The organism is Leptospira ainlahdjerensis (genome assembly GCF_016919175.1).
GTDB lineage: Bacteria > Spirochaetota > Leptospiria > Leptospirales > Leptospiraceae > Leptospira > Leptospira ainlahdjerensis.
This window is the reverse complement of the sequence record NZ_JAFFPU010000068.1, coordinates 15,352-34,703: the sequence shown is the minus strand read 5'-3', so window position 1 is coordinate 34,703 and position 19,352 is coordinate 15,352. Positions and strand designations below refer to the sequence as shown.

Sequence of the window (19,352 nt, the reverse complement as noted above, 5' to 3'; positions counted from 1 at the left end):
ATGGAATTCTGGCAAAAAATACTGACGGACCCGTATTATCTCGGAAAATTCTCTCCGCTTGAAAATTTCTTCCTATTTGTAGGAGTGATTTTTTGGGCCTACGTTTATTACGCGCTGATAGCCGATTCCAATCGGAAACAATTTATTGAAATGCCGGTATTTATAGCCTGTGGAAATATCGTTTGGGAATTCCTCTGGGGTTTCGTAATCCAAGAAGACATGGGGATCGTTCTAAACTGGGGTTATAAAATCGCGTTTATTCTGGACATCTTCATCTTCATCAACGTGATACGATTCGGACAAAAACAATTCAGAATACCCATAAGTATTTTAGAATATAGAGTTTTACTGTTTGTCTTATTGATTTCCTGGGGCGCCCTGATCTATACTTATTACATAAATCGGTACGATCTTTTTACCGGATCGAATTCCGCATACATCCTCAATCTTTTTATTTCGGCGATTTATCCGGTTTTATTTTTGAGCATGGACGATTCTAAATTATTCTCATATCCGATCGCCTGGTGCAAGTTTTTAGGAACCGTATTCTTTACCGTATTCTTATTCTTATACTTTCCGAATGAATACTTCGTATTATGCCTTGGAATTTTGGTTTTTATCGCGGATGCATATTACGTTTATATATTTTCAAAACGCAGAATTTAAAAGATGTCCTTTCGAACGGAAACAAAGTTTTCTTCCATCCGAATCAGGGAGGTATTACTGGAAGACCATGTTTCCACCGTTTGTAGAGGAGTCTTGGAAGAAGAATCCGAAACCAAAATTCTACGGATACAAAGAGAGAAAATAAAAGAAGAGGATTCTTTCTATTTTCTAAACGAATATGAAATCGGAAAGTTAGTAGACGACGATCAAATCCTGACGCCGCAGAGGATTTTAAGAATCCAAGACAAGTATTGTCTCGTCTACGAAAACATCGAATCTTCACTATTAGGAGATCATTTAAAAAAAACGGGCTCGCTTCCGGTTCAGGAGTTTTTGCAGATCGCGATTTCGATCACTGAAAATTTAATCACCCTTCATTCCAAAGGAATCCTTCATAACCAGATCAGTCCGGATTCTTTCTTTTACGATTCCAATTCAAGAAAGTCGAAGCTTGCGTGGCTCGGTTCCTCCTCACTCCTCATCGGAGAAAAAGGAAACCTCGCACCACTCCAAATTTCGCCTACGTTACTCGCTTATTGTTCTCCGGAAAGAACCGGACGAATCAATCGAACCGTAGATTTCCGCTCCGACGGTTATTCCTTAGGTGCTCTTTTTTATCAGATTCTTACCGGTAAACCTCCGTTCGAATCCAACGATCCGCTTGAAATCATCCATTCCCATATCGCGAGAGCTCCGGTTCCCTTACACACAAAAAAATCCGAAATCCCGATCCAGATTTCAAACCTGGTAATGAAACTTCTTTCGAAGATGCCGGAAGAAAGGTATTTCGCCCTAGAAACACTTTGCAATGATTTGAAAATTTTATACGACTCGATCCGTTCGAGCCAAAGTATTTTAGAATTTATCCCGGCCTCCGCCGAAAGGAAAGACAAGTTTCGAATCTCCGAAAAATTATACGGAAGAGATAAGGAAAAAAAAATCATCGAGGATTCGATCGCTTCGATCTATGCGGGTGTAAGAGCCTCCATTCTGATCAAAGGAAAATCCGGCACGGGCAAAACCTCTCTTATGATGGACTCCGTGTTTTCGACGGATTTTAATGCACTGAAAATTTTTAAAGGAAAGTTCGACGCTGACAAGAAGGAAATCCCCTACTATGCTCTCAGGCAAATCCTTGTGGAACTTTCCAATCATCTTTTGAGTCAATCCGAATATGAAATTCAGAGTTTGAGAAGAGGATTGAGAGAGACTCTCGGTGAAAACATTCAGCTTCTGGTCCAACTGATCCCGGAAATCCGAAGTCTGATCGGCATTTCCGAGACCTCCTTGGAAAGTCCGAGTCAAAAGGACGATCAGTTTTTGTTTATCGTAATTCTCCGTTTTCTTTCGATTTGTTTCAATAGAAAAAGTCCCGCCTTGCTTGTGTTAGATGACATTCAATGGGCCGACCCCGCCTCGATAACTCTGATAGAATTTATTTCAAAACAAACCGACTGGGAAGGAATACTTTTCGTTTTTATATGTAGAAGCGAAGATGAAAATTCAGAATTTTTAAATCAGTTTAGAAATAGATTATTGAGTTCAGAAATTTTATTACAGGAAATTTCCTTAAAACCGCTCGATCGAAAGATGATCCATAATTTTGTTTCCGACAGTTTGGTATTAATGCCCGAGGACTCGGAAAAACTCGCTGACATTCTCTACCAAAAAACAAACGGCAATCCTTTCTTTCTCAATCAATTCTTTAACACTCTTTATTCCGAATCCTTTATACGATATCAGGAAGCGTCCGGAATCTGGAGTTTGGACTGGGATGGAATCGTTAAAAAAACCGTCACCGAAAACGTCTTGGATCTACTTACCGAAGAAATTAAAAGACTCCCCGAGGAGACTCGAAAATTTCTGAAAGTCGCGGCCTGTATAGGAGGTCTTTTTGATCTTGGAACCCTATCTCGTTATTTTCAGGATTCACCAGAAATTATAGAAACAGGAATACGAAATTGTATCAAAAAAGGAATCATCATCTTTCAGGAATCACAAGTTAGTCTTTATCCGATTCTGCAAATTCTTAAAAATGGAACCGAAGAGGAAAGGAAGCAGGATTCCATTTTTGAAGGAATCACGTTTCGCTTTTCTCACGATAAGATCAATCAGGTCATCAGCGAATCGATCGCTGATGAAGATCGCGCGGAGATTCACAAAAATTTGGCTTTGATCCTGATTCAAACGGATCGAAATTTTCCCAAACAGGAAAGGATCCCTCAGATAGCGAATCACCTAATCCGATCACAGAAAATTCTTAACTCGAAAGAAGAAATCGATCTTTTTATACATTATATTCTTCTCGCTGGAAACGCTGCGAAACTTTCAGCGGCGTTTAACACCGCTTATTCGCTTTTTACCCTTCTCAAGAAAAGAATCACGAAAGAATCCTGGAAAGAGAAAAAGATTCAAACCGTTCAAATTTATAAATCCCTCGCAGAATCCGCCTACTTTCTTTCCAAAACAACGGAAGCCGAAAACGCAATCCAGGTTTTACTCGATAACCTAAACGATCGTATTGACATCGCAGACGTGCGTCTAATGCAACTGGAGGTAATGAACGCAAAGAACGACCTCGAAGGAGCATACAAGGTAGGAATCAAAACCCTACAGTCTATGGGGGAAGACTTCCCGGAGAAACCGGGGGTGTTCGTTCTTCTTTTTGAATTTCTCAAGATGGTCTATTATCAAAGAGGAAGAAGCCCGGAAACATTAGAAAATGCTAAAAAGAATCAAGATCCGTATAAGATTGAAGTGATCAACATTCTTACAAACATGTTGAACTATGGAAAACATTTCGATAGTAAACTTTTCGTTTTTTTATTCTTAAAACTCATGAACATTACTCTCAAGGAGGGAAATTCTCCAGTGAGTTTTTTCGGTTACGCTGGATTCGGCTCTCTCGTTTTTGCTGTTACGGGCAACTTCAAAACCTCGCTTCGCTATTGGAAACTCGGAGAAAAAATTCTTACCCTTTTTAATACGGATCGTCTGCGGGGACGGTTTTTACTCGGAAAAAATATGCTCTTGGATTATTTCCAAAATCCTTTTTCGAAACTTGTCCTTTTAGCCGAAGAAGCGTATCAAAAAAACATTCAATACGGAGATTATCTTTGGGCGGCTTTTTCTCTGATATCACATTCGATCTATCAATTGTATCATTCTGAAAATGCGGATAGTTACCGCGAGATTCTGATCAAGGACGCAAAACGTGGTGAAAATCTAAACTATGAAATAACGTATTCGGTACTCGCCAGTTCGGATTATTTTATTCGAAGTTTGGAAGGAACCGAAAAACCGAACGTCTTCTACAAAGATCAGGAAATTTCTTTGGAAACTTTCGAAAATAAAATTCTGATACCGAGTGGAAATGGAACCGCGTTCGCCTGGTATGCGGTTCTAAGGGGTAAGGAAACCTTTCTTCACGGAAAATGGGAAGAAGGTCTGAACACGTTTGCAAGATTTAAGGAGGATCTGGAAAGATCCAGAACCTTATTTATCTATTCGGAGTATAGGTTCTATCGTTCCTTACATCTGATTCGCGCCGAGGAAAACGGAAGAAAGACTTCCTTTTGGGATCGTCTTTTTATCAGCGGTTCGATCTCCCTTTTTAAAACCTGGTCCAAGGTCTACCCGTCAAACTTCACGACCCGTTATTACATCCTAAAAGCAGAATATTCAAATGTTAGTAAGGACTTTAAAACTGCGGAGTTCTATTTTGAATCAGCCCTCTCTTCCCTTTCAAAGACAGATAACAATCTGAAAAAAGCGATCGTCAATGAACTCGCCGGCTCTTGGGAGATTTCCAGAGGAAAAAACCAATACGGGAACTATCTCTTAAAACTCGCTCAAAAACAATATCGTTCCTGGGGAGCTTTAAAAAAGGCGGATCTTATTCAGGCGAGCAGGGATTCTATCCAAGACGATACTGGATTTTTACTTCATACGAGAGAGGAAGCCTTACTCGATACGATTCTAAAATCGGCGGACAATCTCGATCTGAGAAGTGTTCTCAAATCTTCCCAATCGATATCCGGAATCATCGAACAAGACGAACTGCTTAAGAAGATGATGCGAACCATCATGGAAAATGCCGGAGCCACGAGAGGTTTTTTGATTCTTCCCAGACAAAACGGACTCTACGTAGAAACGGGACAAGACATTGAAGAGTCGGAAAACGTCTTACCGGAACCCTTACTTTTAGAAGCGGCGGGTGAACTTCTGCCGATCGAACTCGTTTACTATTGTTATCGATCCGGTCAAAGAACCCTTCTTGGAAACGTTTCGAAAGAATCCTTGTATTCCCTGAATTCTTACATCGCCACCCATCAACCGAAGTCCCTTCTCTGCTTACCGATCACAAAACAAGGTAGAATTTTGAGCGTCCTTTATCTGGAGAATCGGTTGACCTACGGAGTTTTCGACGAACACAGATTAGAGATTCTCGAAATCCTTTCCTCACAAGCAGCGATTTCATTAGAAAATGCTAAACTATACGAGGACATCACCCGACTGAATTCGGAGTTGGAAAAAAAAGTGGAATCCAGAACCCAAGAGTTGATGCAGTCTTTAAAAATCATTCGAAAGGATCTCCTTTATTCTAAAAAGATCCAGAGGAGTATTCTTCCGGAACATCCGGTCCTTGCCGGAATTTTATATTCAGTTTCGTATCAACCTATGGACGAGGTCGGCGGGGACTTTTACGATCTTTTCGAGTTCAAACCCGGAGTGTATCGTTTTTTCGTCGCGGACGCTACGGGACACGGCGTACAAGCAGCGCTGATTACGATGGCGATCAAAAGCGAGTATGAACATCTCAAAAAGATTCATAAATCTCCCGCCGCTCTTTTGAAGGAATTGAATTTTGTAATTCTCGAAAAATTCAAGACATTGTATCTAACGTGTATCGTCGCCGATATCAACATAAAATCTCACACGCTAGAATATTCTTCAGCAGGTCATCCGGCTCAAATTCTTCTTAGAGAGGGAAAGGCGGAATGGATGCACAAGACCGGAGCGATCCTGGGACTAAAAAAGGATTACGAGTATTATTCCGAAAAACTGAAGCTGAGAACCGGTGATCGAATTTTTCTTTTTACGGACGGCGTCTACGAACAATTCAACGGTGGTAAGAATGAATACGGGGAGATCCGTTTTTTTGAATCGATCCGCTCCTCCGATCTTTCCACTCCGGAAAAACAACTTTCAAGAATTCAAAAAGATCTCAACGAGTTTCTACAAGGATCCGCGATTCAGGACGATCTCACCCTGATCATCGTCGAAGTCCTCTGATTCTTCAGATTTCTTTCTTCCATCTTCAATTTTATTAAGAATCGTTTTTTCCTGGAAAAGAAACGTTCCTTAACGAACAGTAAAGATTTTTTTTAAAACGAAAAACGAATTCTAATTTTTACTTTTACTTTCGGACGATCCAAGTTTTCTGAAATGAAATGACTTCCAAAATCGCAGACATTCGTAAAAGTTATACCCTTTCCTCTTTGGACATCTCGGACACCGGAGAGGATCCGATTCTATTTTTTCAGAAATGGTTTCAGGAAGCGGTTTTATCCGAAGTTTTCGAAGTCAACGCGATGACGTTGGCAACGGCTTCTAAGGATGGAAAGCCGGATGCAAGAACGGTTCTTCTAAAAGGAATCAGCGAGGATTCTTTTCTATTCTTTACGAATTATGAAAGTAGAAAGGGAAAAGAATTGGAGGAGAATCCGAAAGCATGTCTTGTGTTCTTTTGGTCCGAACTGGAACGTCAGGTTCGAATCGAAGGAAGTGTGAAAAAAGTTTCCAGAGACGAATCCAGAGAATACTTTCATTCCAGACCGAGAGAATCTCAGATCGGCGCTCATTCTTCCCCTCAGAGTCAGGTCATCCCCGATCGGAAATTCTTAGAGGAGAGGTTTCAAAAATTCTCAGAACAGTTCGAAGGAAAGGAAGTGGAACTCCCGGTGCATTGGGGAGGTTATGCCGTTGAACCGGAAAGGATCGAATTTTGGCAAGGAAGATCGAGCCGGCTTCACGATCGAATCGTGTTTGAGAAAAATTCAGATTCTTCTTGGAAGAAGTTTAGAGTAGCTCCTTAATATCGGTCTTTGATTCTTTTTTTGTTTTTACCTTCTTTTCCATCGGAATTCGAAAACTCGAATTTATAATTTATTTTTAGAGTTGTAATCGGAACCTTTTCTAAGAGAATTTCGGTCCTTCCGTATGTTAAAGTATTGGAAAGCAATTTGGATCCGGAGAATCACCTTGAAACAATCGATTTTATTCTTACTTGCACTTTGTCTTGTCGCGTTCGTTGCGTGTAGCAAAGAAAAAAATTCCAACGCAGAACTTGCGGACGCCGAAAAAACAGCGACAAGAAGCAGAGGCGCCGATGATTCCAATCAACTCGGAGCTCCGATGCCTCCTTCGGAAGAGGCCAAAAAGGTCTCGAACGACAAGGACGGAAGCGGCTTCCAGGATTCCTTTGACAAAGCGGAAAACCAACTCGGTAAAGTTTTTACTCCCGTTGCGATGACGACGGAAAGACTGCTGGAATACAACATTCTACTTTCTTATCAATGCAACGATCTTGTTAAGACGAGAAAAGAACTCTTAGAATATATCGCCAAATACGGCTATTTGGAAAGTAGTTCCGCTGTCAATTCCACGACTCCTTATATGAGCGTGAAAATTCACGTCCGTTCCGCGAAGTTATACGAGGCGCTTTTGGATCTAGACAAGCTCGGGGTTTTGATTTCCGAAGAGATCTCGACGATCGATCATACGGAAGGAATGGTCTGGCAAAAACGAAAGACCAATCGGGAAAAAATTCGTCTTTCCAGAAGGAATGTTGCAAATCAACAGATCGGCGCCGGTTCCAGAAACTGGGAGGTGGTCGAAGAATCGATCGAAAGAAGCGAAGACCAACTCGACCTCGCGGAACAAGAAACTTGGAAAATCAAGGACCGAGTCAGTTGGGCTACAGTCACCGTAAGTTTCGGAACCCCCACTCCTCCGGATGCAATCCAGATCCCGGAATACAGAAACGCACTCGTCGGACTTCTGAACGCGTTTTTACAACTGAGCTACTATTTGTTGTGGATTCTTCCCTTTGCGGCAATCGCATCCGTTTTCGTTTATTACGGAAGTGTTGTGTTTCAGAATTTGAGAAAGAAGCTCGGCAAGTAAGAATTTTCAGAGAAGACTTTGAAGTCGGAAGCTTTTGTCGTAGTTACGACTTTTCCGTAAAACTCACGCGCCCCACCCTGATCTTGGGTGGAGGGGTGGGTGGTGGAAAAAAATCCGCGAATTTCTTCTCTATCAGAAAATCAAACTTTTCGCAAGAATAATCTCGATCTCACAATTCCGTCGGAACACCGACAGACCTTTCCGGGAAAGTCGCGCGCCCCACCCTGATCTTGGGTGGAGGGGTGGGTGGCGGGAAAAACTCCGCAAATTTCTCTCTATCAGAAAATCAAACTTTTCGCAAGAAAAATCTCGATCTCACAATTCCGTCGGAACTCCGACAAACTTTTCCGTAAAACTCACGCGCCCCACCCTGATCTTGGGTGGTGGGAAAAAATCCGCGAGCGACTTTCCTTTATCACAAAATTCTAATCTTGCAAGAAAAAATTCTCATGTAGGAACTCCTACAAAATCCTAATCTCAGGACGATTCTCGTTGTATCCCTCTCAACTTGTCGGCAAGGTTATTCTGATTGGATGGAGGTGGCGAGGAACACTCGGAGATTTTTCTCTATCAGAACCTTCTACTTTTTGCATACACAATTCTCTCTCAAAACCTTTCTCGGAATTCCGACACCGCAAAAACCCGGGATCCTCTCGATTCCAAAAATGAAACACAAGAAACCTTCTTTCGAAAGAACTTCGTTTCACGAGATCGGATCTCCACACAATTCTTAGATTGAAAAACCGTTTCTCCGCCATCACGAAGGTAGGTAATTTCTCTCATCGGAAAATTGCCGGAACCTTGGATCTTCGAAATCACCTTCTGTCGTTTCCCATTCTCAATCGTTCGAATCTGAAACGCGGTAGTTTGAAGTGTAAGACAGAACTTTTCCTTTTTTACTGGTTGCAGTAGATACCAGTCGCGATTCTTGGAAGGTGTGGAGTCGATCAGCCAAAAACTCCCATCGGAAAACGTCGTCTTCTTTGTTTTGAGATTTTCGTCACGAGAACCAGTAGGACCTCCAATCGATTCGATCCATTGATTCAGCGAAGAATAACAGGTTCCTACAAATCCGTTCGGATTCTGAGCCGGTAAAGGACCGGGTTTCCAAAGAAAAAGAAAACAAGAAACCGTCATCAGCGGGAAAACAAAACGCGGCTTCATATTCTATGCAGGATTGTTTTTTTGGGGAGAGGTGAAATTCTTTTTAGATCCGGTTAAATCCCGTTTATCTGAGAACTTTGACAAAAGGATTCTTTGTAGGATCTTCTCTAAAGTGTGAGTTCCTACCTTTTTTAGAATCGCTCAGGCATTTAGGTCGATCAGATAACCTCTCCGAGTCGCTTGATCGTCGGTGTTTACTCCCACCTTTGCGATGTTTCTCGCTCCGGAATTTACGCTTTCCAATTCGGAAAGAGGATGAAGACGATCGGGCATATTCCGAATCGTGAATTCGGATTTCGAAAATTGGCGAGCGCCCGGTGAACTTTGAAGTGCAAAATTGATTTCTTTGAGCATGACCTGCGAATGTCCTTTTCTTTCAAGGGAACGACAAATTTAGAACTTTGTAAAGCGAAAATCCTTATTTTGTTTCAAGACCGGAATTCTTATAACCCATCAAAATTAAAATTTTCAGGATTTCCTTCCTCTTCATCCGTTTCCATTTCTTTCAGCACCGTCTTTTTTTCCGGATCTTTCTTTCTTTGAGGTAACACTTCCAATTCGTCTTCCTCTTTTGTTTTCATAAGAAGGGAAAAACCTTTCGGCTCCCTTACAAATTCGGGGAAGTATTCGTAGAATAACTTTGCCGATACGACCCGGAACTTGTAAGGATAAGCTCCCTTATAAGTGGAAGAAAATTCCACGTCCGGTAACTGCTGAAACTGGATTCTATCTTCGAAGTCGTTAAACTCTTGTTTGGTGTAGACCGGAAGACGTTCGGTGATCAAGTCCTTTAAAATGATCCAATCCAGTTTAAAACGCATTCGAAAACCTTGAAATGCGCTCGATCTTTGTATCAGATTTACAAGTCTTTTGAGAGGATAATCCCGTTTTGCATACGGAGTCAGATAGATCAGAAGATATCTCTGAGAAAAACCAAGCGGCTCCCAAACCCTTTCCGGATACAACTTTCCTTCTTCGTCTTTTAAGTCGTCGAGAATAGATTGTAACTCGGGAACAACTTCCGAATGTTCCGAATAAAATTCCTGCTTTTCGACTTCTCCAAATTCTCCGTAGTAGAGCCATTTGTAAAGATCCGCGATTTCAAAGACGGGATGATAAATCAAAAACCGATCTAAGATTTCGATTTTTTCTTCTCGAGTTTTGTTATCGTCGATTTCTCTCTGAATCACTTTTTTGATCCTCGTTTTTGACCGCAAACAACTCGGACTGATTTAAAATCCGAAGTATGTTCTCTCTATGAGTCAGTATGATCCCGATAGAGATAAAAATCATGGTCCCTAAGACCCAATACGAAACTTCTTCGTGTAAAAGAAGAACCGAGGAAAAAGCATAAACGAGTGGAAGCGTTAGGGAAGCAAAAATTGATCCCAGAGAAACAAATTTAAAAAATTTATAAACCGCTAAAAAGACGATCACCGCACCCAGACACGCAATTGGAGTCAAAACCAAAAAAACGCCTAACGCGGTCGCAACTCCCTTCCCGCCTTTAAAGTTTAAGAATGGAGAAAACATGTGCCCGAGGACCGCCAAAACTCCGCAAAGAAGTTGAAACGGAATCCCTGCTTCCGGGAGATATTGACCGGAAAGATAAACCGGAAGCGCTCCTTTGGCGACGTCCAAAACCAAAACCGGAAACCCGTATCTCCAACCTACCAGACGGCCCACGTTCGTCGCGCCAATGTTCTTACTTCCGGATTTACGAATGTCCACTCCGGCCAATCGAAACGCGATCCAATATCCAAAAGGAATGGAACCCGCGGCAAAACTTACAATGGAGAATAAAAGAAAATTCATTTTCGATCCGAGCGAAACTCCAATTGAACCGGAATTCCTTGGAGTTCATAGGTTTCTGTCAGTTTCTTTTTCAAAAAAGAAACGAGGTTCGGTTTGAAGTAGTCCACGTGATTTACAAACAGAATGAGATGAAACGGAGAAGTCGACACTTGAGTGCAATACAACATCTTCGGAGGTTGGTGCGCGGAAAAAGATCTTCCTGCGAGTCCCATCCACGACTTGAGATTTTTGTTCAACTCGGAAGTGCTTACCTTTCTCTGGGAACGAGTCGCGAGATCAAAGGCGAGATCCACCAGTTTTTTGACCCGGAGTTTTTCGGTCGCGCTGATCGTGATGATCGGGACTTCGTTTAACAATGGAAACCGACTAAAGAGTTTTTCCTTATATTCTTTGAACGTTTTGTCGCTCTTGTCTTCGATGGAATCCCATTTGTTGACCGCGATCAAAAACGGTTTTCCCTTTTCCTGCAAAAGTGAGGTGATCTTTTTATCAAAATCCCCGAATCCTTTTTTCGCGTCCAAAAGATGGATCACAAGATCGCTTCCGTCTATTGCCTTGAGAGTTCTCTGATACGAATAAAATTCAAGAGCTTCGGCGGATTTACTGTGTCTTCGGATCCCGGCCGTGTCCGTCAAAAGCAAACGTCTATCACCAAATTCTAATAGAGTATCGACCGAGTCGCGTGTGGTTCCGGCGACGGCGCTCACAACGGCTCTTTCGTAACCGCAGATCGCGTTTAACAAACTGGATTTTCCAGAATTCGGTTTTCCGACGATCGCGAGACGGAATTCGTAGTCTTCTTCCGCGAGAGGAAGCGGTTGTGCGTCCTTCTTCTTCGCCGGATTCATCTTTTCGATCCAGACTTTTCCGAGCTTTCTTCCGCTTAAGAAAAATTTAATCTTTTCAAGGAGAAGTCCGAGATTCTTTCTTCCCACCGCTGAGATCGGAAGTACTTCGGCGAGCCCCATTCTATAGAATTCTTCGAGATCGAACTCGTCGAGTTCCTTGTCCGCTTTGTTTACGCAGTAGATGATCGGCTTACTCGCGACTTCCGGTTCCCTTCTTAGATAACCGAGAAGAGTATGATCCGCCGGCGTGACCTCGTTCTTATCCAATAAAAAGATGATGAGATCGGAGGCTTTGAGTTGTCTATAAGCTGCTTCTAATATGGATTGAGCGAGCGTATCCGGATTGTCTATATCGAGTCCCGGAGTATCGCAGAGATAAAAATCCAAGTCCTTGTCTTCTTGATAGATTCTGGCGGAAAGAACGTCACGCGTCACACCGGGATAATCTTCGGTGATCGCTAATTTCTTTTTTAAGAGCGCGTTGAATAGCGTGGACTTTCCGACGTTCTGTCTTCCCACGATCGATACTACGGGAATAATTTCACCGGGTTCTTTTCGGGGAGCTTTGATCGGAACGATTTCGTCCGATTCTTCGGTTGTTTTTTTTCTGGCTTTAGCCATATAGATCCTAATTTGAACTGCCTAAGAATCGTAACGATTGGAAGATTTTAAGGCGCGTGCGATTTCTTGCTGCGCGTCTTTTTTCTGCATGTCATCCCGTTTATCGTGTATCTTCTTCGGCTTGGCGACGGCGATCTCCACTTTCACTCGAAGGTTATTCTTAAAATAAACCTTGGTGGCGACGAGAACCAAACCCTTCTCTTTTACCTGACGATCCAACTTTTCGATTTCCCTCTTATGCAGAAGAAGTTTGCGAGCTCGGATCTCCGGATGATTGGCGTAACCTCCGTTTTTATACGGAGTGATGGAAAAGTTTTCCAAAAAGATTTCGCCGTTTTTGATCTTGGCGAACGCGTCGGTAAGATTTCCTTTTTTTTCACGAAGACTTTTGACTTCGGATCCGGTCAAAACGATGCCCGCTTCGATGAATGAAATCAATTCGAAGTTGAACTTGGCCTTTTTGTTGACCAAGGGCGAATGCCCGGATTCTTCTTTTTTGTCTGCCATCTTACTTTGTTAAACCGTCTTCGCGGGCGGTTCTTTGTTTCATCGACCTGGGTCGTAAATACTTTGTCGATTCTTTCCCGAATCAAATGAATCGATAAAAAGCCGTTGCGATTTTCCGTTTCAAAAAACGCGTCCCGGCTTAATCTCCGCCGCGACTTCGGATTAATTTCTCATGCTATGATGCGTGAGAATCAATCTGCCTAGTTCGGTCCCGATCAGGTTGGGCATATTGTAAAAATTATCCGAAGTGATCTGGATGGAATCCTGAAACAGATGTTCCGCTATGTATCGTCTTCCGAGACCGACTCCCAGAAAGACGTAGTTCCGATTCTGGTTTTTCAGAATTTCGGCGTGGAGTTTGCGGTTGTCCCGAGAATTGATTTCGTCGGAAACTTCTGCTTTGCCCCTTTGTCCCCGAAAATCGGAGATCATTACCACAATTTTCGTCTGTGCCTCTGGCGAAAAGTACGATTCTACTTTTTCGAGAAGTTGATACTCTTCTACGGAGTCTCCTTGCCAGTCCGTTCTGAGATAATTGAACATTTCCTCTTCTTTGGCGTCGTCGTAATCTTCGTCGAGGCGTTTGATCGGAACGAGATCGATCCGATCCTTCTTATTGTTTCGATCCGAGTAAGCGTGAATCGAAAAATCCACCTCGTGTTCCTTGAGAATATAGGCGGAAGAAAGCATCGCCGAAATCACTGCGACCGCGTATTCAAAGTTGAAGATCCTTCTCGACTTGGAGACGAGAAACGCGACTTCCACACCTTTGAGTTTTTCTTCGTTCTTATCGATGATCGTACGATCGAAAACTTTCGAGTCCCCTCTTCCGGATAAGAATGAAATATATTTCCGAGTATCGATCCGATTTCCTTCGTTTCGATACATTCTCGTGATGTCGATCTCCGGATCAAAGAGACGATCGAGATTGAGTTCGATATCTTCCAAACTCTGACCGAATACTTCTTTGAATTCCTTTAAAGAAACTTGGATCGTGTAGTCCCAGAGGATCTTACGTTTGGCAAGAAATTGTTTATAAAGTTCTTCGGTGCGATAACCCCAGGCTCCGCCTCCACCTGCGGGTTCTCCCTGACCTTTGTTGCCTCGAGTGTCCTGACCATACCAAGCGTCGGCGCCTTCCTTCATCTGACCGCCTGTTTCCGGAGTGTCGATTTCGATTCCACGTTTGAGAGGATTGCCCGAGTTGAGAAGTTTCGCCTTTCCGGTTAACGCTTCTCTTTTATGAAGTTCGGGATTCCACCAACGTTTTTTTTCAATGTCGGTGGCCGTTGTTAGAGTTTTTTTTTTCTTATCCTCAAGAACCTTGAAGAAATCCGACTCTACTTCGATGCCTGACATTTGGAAATCTAAGATTTTTTCGAGTTCCTGTCTTTCCTTCGGATCTGCGATCTGATTTGTATAAGCGATCTTACCGCCTCGCACCGCGGTTTCCTTCAAGCCGGCTTCTCCCGTTTTTTCATCCGCGTAACGAAGAATATGGTCCTTCCAAAAAAGAAGATTGGAAAGACCGAACAGATACGGCAATAAATTCGCGGAACCGATGGTTCTCTTTTTTGCGAGATCGCGGATCTTTGTGTGAAAGGTCACCATCTTCGAAATCAAACTGCTTCCCGGAAGATAAAAGGAAAGAATTTCGGTTAACGTGGATTCGTCTTCGAGGTCCGGAAACAAGACGCTCGTAAAACGATTTCGAAACGCGCGGGAAATCGTAGCGGTCGATTTTGACTTTCTAAAAAGTTTGAGAGCAAAGATGCGGGAATCTCCGGTCAACTGAATCGGTTCGCTTCTTCCCGCTTCGGGAGGAAGTGTGAGAGATCTCGCGTCGTCTGTGAGCATATTCAATTTTTCTACTAGTTCGGCTCCGGCCGCTTCCAGGTTTGTAATAAGAATATTTCCGCCTTCTCGGATTCCACGAGTGAGAGGACCGTCCACCCAATCCACCTTAGAACCGCTGATCGGTTTTAAAGCTCCGATGATATCCGAAGTATGAATTCCCTTACACAAACTTACGGTCTCCAGAGGAAGACCCGAAATTTCAGTGAAGAGCGGAAGAAGAATCTGAGGGTCCTGTTCTTCCGAATATTCGATCAAAACGTTTTCCTGAAACTGAACCGCGGTAAAAATCTTTTCGGAAAATTCGCGAAGTTTCAGAGGAAGAGGAACGCTGCTCAAAAGATTCTTCGCTTTGTTTTCATCCACAACGGGAAAAGCCTTATCGTTACAATATAAGAATCCTTTGTGAACCTGAAAGCTCGGTTCCGGAAGTTCCGGAGTCATCTTGAGTCCGGTTTCGCTTAACAAAAGCTCGACTTGAAGGTCTCTGTCTTCCTTTTTACGGAACGGTTCCACATAAAAATTCCAGAACTCACGAAACTGAAGTTCGCTCGTTTCGGCCTTTAAACCGAGAATACGATTACAGAGTTTTTTGAGATTTCGAATGTTGAAGTGATACTTTTCCAGATCGCCTTTTCCGAGTTTTCCGGTGATCACACGATTCTCCGTTTCCAAAGAAATACGAATGCAGGATTGAAGAAGGGACTCGCTCAAGGCCGGATAAAGTTTTTTCAGAATAAAAAGAATTTCATCGGGAGTATGAGGATCGATAAAAATTACGGAGAAGAATCGGGTGATGTCGAACGGAAGCGGTTTTCTTCCTTCAAACCCTTCGGACGGGTTCTGGGTTCCGATAAAATTAAAACCGTCGCCGCAGGAAATTCTTGAGCCGTCTCCTTCGATTAACTCTAAATAGGCGGACTCGTAAACGGTGGAGAATCGTTTGATGATATGCGGAGGACAAAGATTCATCTCGTCGGCCACAAAACTCTGCCCCGAACGAATCGCCGCAGTCAAAGGCCCGTCCGACCAAGCAAAACCTTGACCGTCCATGAGGATTCGATACGACCCGATCAGATCTTCCGGAAGTGTATCCTCGTTAAAACTAAAACGAGAAGTGGGATGTTTTCTCATGAAGTTGATATAATAGATGAGAGCGTTTTTTCCCACGCCGGCGTCTCCCACGAGGAGGACGGGTTTTCCTTCCAGAAGTGGATAGAGAATATTGGATAGATTACGAACGGTGGAGTCGGTCTCAACGAGATCGGATCCAAGACTTCCTGTGTTGATTCCCGACTTAGAAACGGGAACATTCAGACCGGCGATTTTTACGGTTTCCATGACTCAAAGATTATCAGGTAGAATCCTCTGGCAACCTGAATTCCCGAAATTATATTTTGAACGGTTTGAATTGTTTGACTACCAAATCAACTTTTCGAGATGATTCTTTTGATGAGACAGTTTTCCACTGGTTCTCTCGGATGGAAATTTCAAAAAGGATCTAGTATGAGTCAGAATCCATTAGAATATGTTTTAGCAAATCGAATCCAAGGCCTCGACACTTCCGCGATCCGCAAAGCGTTCGAACTCGCGGGAAGTTTAAAAAATCCGATCAATCTTTCCATCGGTCAGCCACATTTCCCTTGTCCCGCAAATATTATCGAAGCAGGTTGTAAGGCGCTCAGAGACGGGAAAACGGCTTATACTCTCACGGGAGGAATTCCGGAACTTCGTTCGGCGCTTGCGGAAAAATACAAGACGACTAACGGTATCTCCTACGCGACACCCGAAAGAATTTTGGTCACTTCCGGAATCAGCTCCGCATTCTTACTCTTATTCAACGCGTTGTTAAACGAAGGAGACGAATGTCTCGTAGTTACGCCTCACTTTTTGATGTATCCCGCGTACATCAAGATCTACGGGGGAAAGATGAACACGGTGCATCAATCCTTTGAACCGGAAGATCTAAAGGAATTCTCCAATAAAAAACTGAAGATCATCATCTATTCTTCTCCTTCCAATCCTACCGGTAAAATTCTTTCCAGAAAACAATTGGAAGCACTTGCGGAACTCGCCGAGAAAACCGGAGCCTATTTGATTTCGGATGAGATCTACGAACTCTTTGATTATGATAAGAAGTTTATTTCGGCCGGTTCATTTTACGAGAAGACAATCACTCTTTCCGGTTTTTCCAAAACTTACAGTATGACTGGACTCCGTCTGTCCTCCATTCTCGCGCCGGAACCCATTACAAAAGCCTTAACGACTCTGCAACAATACACGATCGTCTGCGCTCCTTCGGTCACTCAGTGGATGGGAATCGAAGCACTCAAAACGGATATGAGTTCCTACATAGCAGACTACAAAGAAAAAAGGGACTTCGTCTACGATTCTTTGAAAGATCACTACGAAGTGGAAAAGAGCGAAGGCGCATTCTACTTCTTTATCAAGATCAAAGAAAAGGACGATGATTTTATCCTAAGAGCCATCAAAGAGAAGGAATTGATCTTGGTTCCGGGTTATATCTTTGCCGATTCTAAAAATTACATTCGGATCAGCTTTGCTTCCGAATGGGATAATTTGAAGAAGGGAATTTCCGCGCTTGTTTCACTCGCTTGATCCGTTGAGCTTCTGGATCTTTTTGGGATTCGGAAGTTTCGGCGCGGCTTCCTTGGGAAGTTTTTACGTCACCCTCGGTTATCGAATCTTAGAATACTATTACGGTAAAAAGAGAAAGTCCCTTTCTTTTCGAGAGAAGTGGAAACAGATTTTCACTTCTCCGAGCGCTTGCGATTATTGCGGAAAGGAAATCCGTTATCCGGAACTTCTTCCCGTGGTTGGATATCTGATTACAAAAGGAAAATGCAAAGAATGTAAAAAGCCGATCCGTGTGATCTTTCCTCTGGTTGAATTTTCTTTTTTTTCTATCTTTGTTTTTTGTTTTGTTCTTACCCAAAATCCAGCTTTCAGTTTTGTCTTTTTGTTTTTATGCGGGCATCTTCTGATTTCCTGTCTGACCGATGCGTATCATTTCTCTTTGGACTATGAGAATCTTCCTTGGATTGTATTCTTCGGTTTGACCGCAGTTTATCTTTTGAACGGCAAACTCCCTGGTTGGAACGAGGTCTTTGTCTTCGGAGGTTTTTTTGCCGCGTTTCTGATCTTGTTTTTTTTCTTTCCGGGTGGAATCGGTTTTGGAGACGTTCTCTTTGCACCGGTTCTTGCGATGATCGCCGGTCATCCCTGGTGGATGTTTTTTTTAAACGCCTCTTATATTCCTGCGGTTTTGTTTACGGTCGCACTTCGTAAAAAAGGGGAAAACCTTCGAAAAACTCCGATTCCGATGGGTTTGTATTTTGCCTTAGGTACAGTTCTAACTTTTTTTGGTAAGATCCTTTTTGAATCGGAGCTCTTTTTGATTCCGATCTTTTCCGATCTTTTGGACCAGAACCCGCAATAAAAAAATCGGAGAACATTCGAAGGACCGGTGATGGGTCTTTAGAAAAAAACACAGATATCAAATCTAAGTATTTGAATTTTAGAATATTCTAATTTATCAATCCACTCCAATTTTCCCTTCCTAAGACGACCTCTTTTTTGAGCGAAACTTTTCACTGAGACCGAATTAAAATGAGGATTCCTTCTTGCTTCCATCTTTTGAGAACCGAATCTCTTCGTGATAAGTAAATTTCTATCCGCAAGCCTAAGGAGGGCATTGGAACGATAAGGATCCTTGTCGTAGTTCCGACGAAAGGAATTTTACTTGCAAGAAGCACAATTTTGTGATAGAGGAAAGTCTCCAGAGTTTTCCCACGAGCCCGCCTCCTCCACCCAATCAGGGTGGGGCCGCGCGAGTTTCACAGAAGATCTTGTCGTAGTTCCGACGAAAGGAATTTTACTTGCAAGAAGCGCGATTTTGTGATAGAGGAAAGTCTCCCGAGTTTTCCCGCGAGCCCGCCTCCTCCACCCAATCAGGGTGGGGCCCGCGAGTTTCACAGAAGAGCCGTCGTAGTTCCGACGAGAGGAATCTTACTTGCAAGAAGCGCAATTTTGTGATAGAGGAAAGTCTCCCGAGTTTTCCCACGAGCCCGCCTCCTCCGCCCAATCAGGGTGGGGCCCGCGAGTTTCACGGAAGAGCCGTCGTAGTTCCGACAGCCTTCTAAAAAAATTCAATCTCACAGTGAGGAATCGGGAAATTCTCGAGAGCGAGCTTTGAAGTCCGACCGCAGACCATTCTCTAAAAAGCAATTTTGTCGGAATCAGATGCACAAAGCCGATTAGATCGGATAAAAAAAGAGTCCGCAAAAAAAGAGAATCAACCAAAAACCCGTCTCAATCGTTTCGCTGAGGGGTTGAATCCTTCGAATTCCTCCATACGCGTGGACGAGAACCATCAAGCCAAAACATCCCAGAAGAATATTGAAGTAAAACGGCTGCACCGTTCGATCTCCTGCCGCCACAAAACCCATATAACAAAGAACGCTCATCACGCTCGCGAGACAACGACCGTAATAAATGGACAAGTTTCCTTGAGCCGGAATTTCCCAACCCAAAACGGCGGCCCAACGAAGAGGCACTAAAAACATCGGAAGCGCAAACACAAAGAATGTCGCACCCACGAGCACGTATAAGAATAAACTGGATTCAGCTCCCCAGATTCCGATCATAACCAACTCCTCTCAAAAGTTT

The 19,352-nt window shown here is 43.1% G+C and carries 14 protein-coding genes; 6 read left to right on the top strand and 8 right to left on the bottom strand.

The features are described from left to right. The 4 genes from JWG45_RS16950 to JWG45_RS16935 all read left to right on the top strand — a co-directional run bounded on the left by JWG45_RS16950 (position 1) and on the right by JWG45_RS16935 (position 7,854). Entirely contained in the window at positions 1 to 666 is a 666-nt protein-coding gene (locus JWG45_RS16950; RefSeq protein ID WP_205280808.1) for a transmembrane-type terpene cyclase, read from the top strand. 3 nt (positions 667 to 669) lie between these two features. Further along, positions 670 to 5,961: a trifunctional serine/threonine-protein kinase/ATP-binding protein/SpoIIE family protein phosphatase gene (locus JWG45_RS16945; protein WP_205280807.1), complete on the top strand. Its 5,292-nt coding sequence runs from the start codon at positions 670 to 672 to the stop codon at positions 5,959 to 5,961. Between the two features lie 158 nt (positions 5,962 to 6,119). Beyond that, on the top strand, positions 6,120 to 6,764 hold the full coding sequence (gene pdxH / locus JWG45_RS16940) for a pyridoxamine 5'-phosphate oxidase (RefSeq protein WP_205280806.1): 645 nt from the start codon (positions 6,120 to 6,122) through the stop codon (positions 6,762 to 6,764). Between the two features lie 166 nt (positions 6,765 to 6,930). Continuing rightward, positions 6,931 to 7,854 carry a DUF4349 domain-containing protein gene (locus JWG45_RS16935; RefSeq protein WP_232380737.1) on the top strand — a complete coding sequence of 308 codons (924 nt, stop codon included), beginning with the start codon at positions 6,931 to 6,933 and terminating at the stop codon, positions 7,852 to 7,854. A gap of 606 nt (positions 7,855 to 8,460) precedes the next feature. Here the strand turns inward: JWG45_RS16935 and JWG45_RS16930 are convergent. The 7 genes from JWG45_RS16930 to JWG45_RS16900 form a co-directional block, all read right to left on the bottom strand. After that, positions 8,461 to 9,018, bottom strand: a complete 558-nt coding sequence (locus tag JWG45_RS16930; RefSeq protein WP_205280804.1) for a hypothetical protein — start codon at positions 9,016 to 9,018, stop codon at positions 8,461 to 8,463. 141 nt (positions 9,019 to 9,159) lie between these two features. Further along, entirely contained in the window at positions 9,160 to 9,372 is a 213-nt protein-coding gene (locus JWG45_RS16925; RefSeq protein ID WP_069607872.1) for a hypothetical protein, read from the bottom strand. Positions 9,373 to 9,461: 89 nt separating this feature from the next. Continuing rightward, the gene (locus tag JWG45_RS16920) at positions 9,462 to 10,208 is read right to left on the bottom strand and encodes a hypothetical protein (protein ID WP_205280803.1); all 747 of its coding nucleotides are present in this window, start codon (positions 10,206 to 10,208) and stop codon (positions 9,462 to 9,464) included. Continuing rightward, on the bottom strand, positions 10,183 to 10,833 hold the full coding sequence (plsY, locus tag JWG45_RS16915) for a glycerol-3-phosphate 1-O-acyltransferase PlsY (protein ID WP_205280802.1): 651 nt from the start codon (positions 10,831 to 10,833) through the stop codon (positions 10,183 to 10,185). The genes JWG45_RS16920 and plsY overlap by 26 nt, the downstream gene beginning before the upstream one ends. Further along, positions 10,830 to 12,302 (bottom strand): ribosome biogenesis GTPase Der, encoded by a 1,473-nt coding sequence (der, locus tag JWG45_RS16910; RefSeq protein ID WP_069607875.1) that lies wholly within the window; start codon positions 12,300 to 12,302, stop codon positions 10,830 to 10,832. Before der ends, plsY begins: the two co-directional genes overlap by 4 nt. Positions 12,303 to 12,323: 21 nt before the next feature. Next, positions 12,324 to 12,809, bottom strand: coding sequence for an SsrA-binding protein (smpB, locus tag JWG45_RS16905; protein ID WP_069607876.1), 486 nt, complete (start codon positions 12,807 to 12,809; stop codon positions 12,324 to 12,326). Positions 12,810 to 12,971: 162 nt separating this feature from the next. Beyond that, a complete protein-coding gene (locus JWG45_RS16900) occupies positions 12,972 to 16,004 on the bottom strand; it encodes an AAA family ATPase (RefSeq protein ID WP_205280801.1) in 3,033 nt (1,010 codons plus the stop codon). Positions 16,005 to 16,169: 165 nt separating this feature from the next. On the opposite strand from JWG45_RS16900, the gene JWG45_RS16895 reads away from it, so the two are divergent. Together JWG45_RS16895 and JWG45_RS16890 are read left to right on the top strand one after the other, a co-directional pair. After that, positions 16,170 to 17,282, top strand: a complete 1,113-nt coding sequence (locus tag JWG45_RS16895; protein WP_205280800.1) for a pyridoxal phosphate-dependent aminotransferase — start codon at positions 16,170 to 16,172, stop codon at positions 17,280 to 17,282. Continuing rightward, positions 17,266 to 18,123, top strand: coding sequence for an A24 family peptidase (locus JWG45_RS16890; RefSeq protein ID WP_205280799.1), 858 nt, complete (start codon positions 17,266 to 17,268; stop codon positions 18,121 to 18,123). The genes JWG45_RS16895 and JWG45_RS16890 overlap by 17 nt, the downstream gene beginning before the upstream one ends. A gap of 817 nt (positions 18,124 to 18,940) precedes the next feature. Here the strand turns inward: JWG45_RS16890 and JWG45_RS16885 are convergent. Further along, on the bottom strand, positions 18,941 to 19,330 hold the full coding sequence (locus tag JWG45_RS16885; RefSeq protein ID WP_205280798.1) for a hypothetical protein: 390 nt from the start codon (positions 19,328 to 19,330) through the stop codon (positions 18,941 to 18,943). Positions 19,331 to 19,352 lie beyond the last annotated feature (22 nt).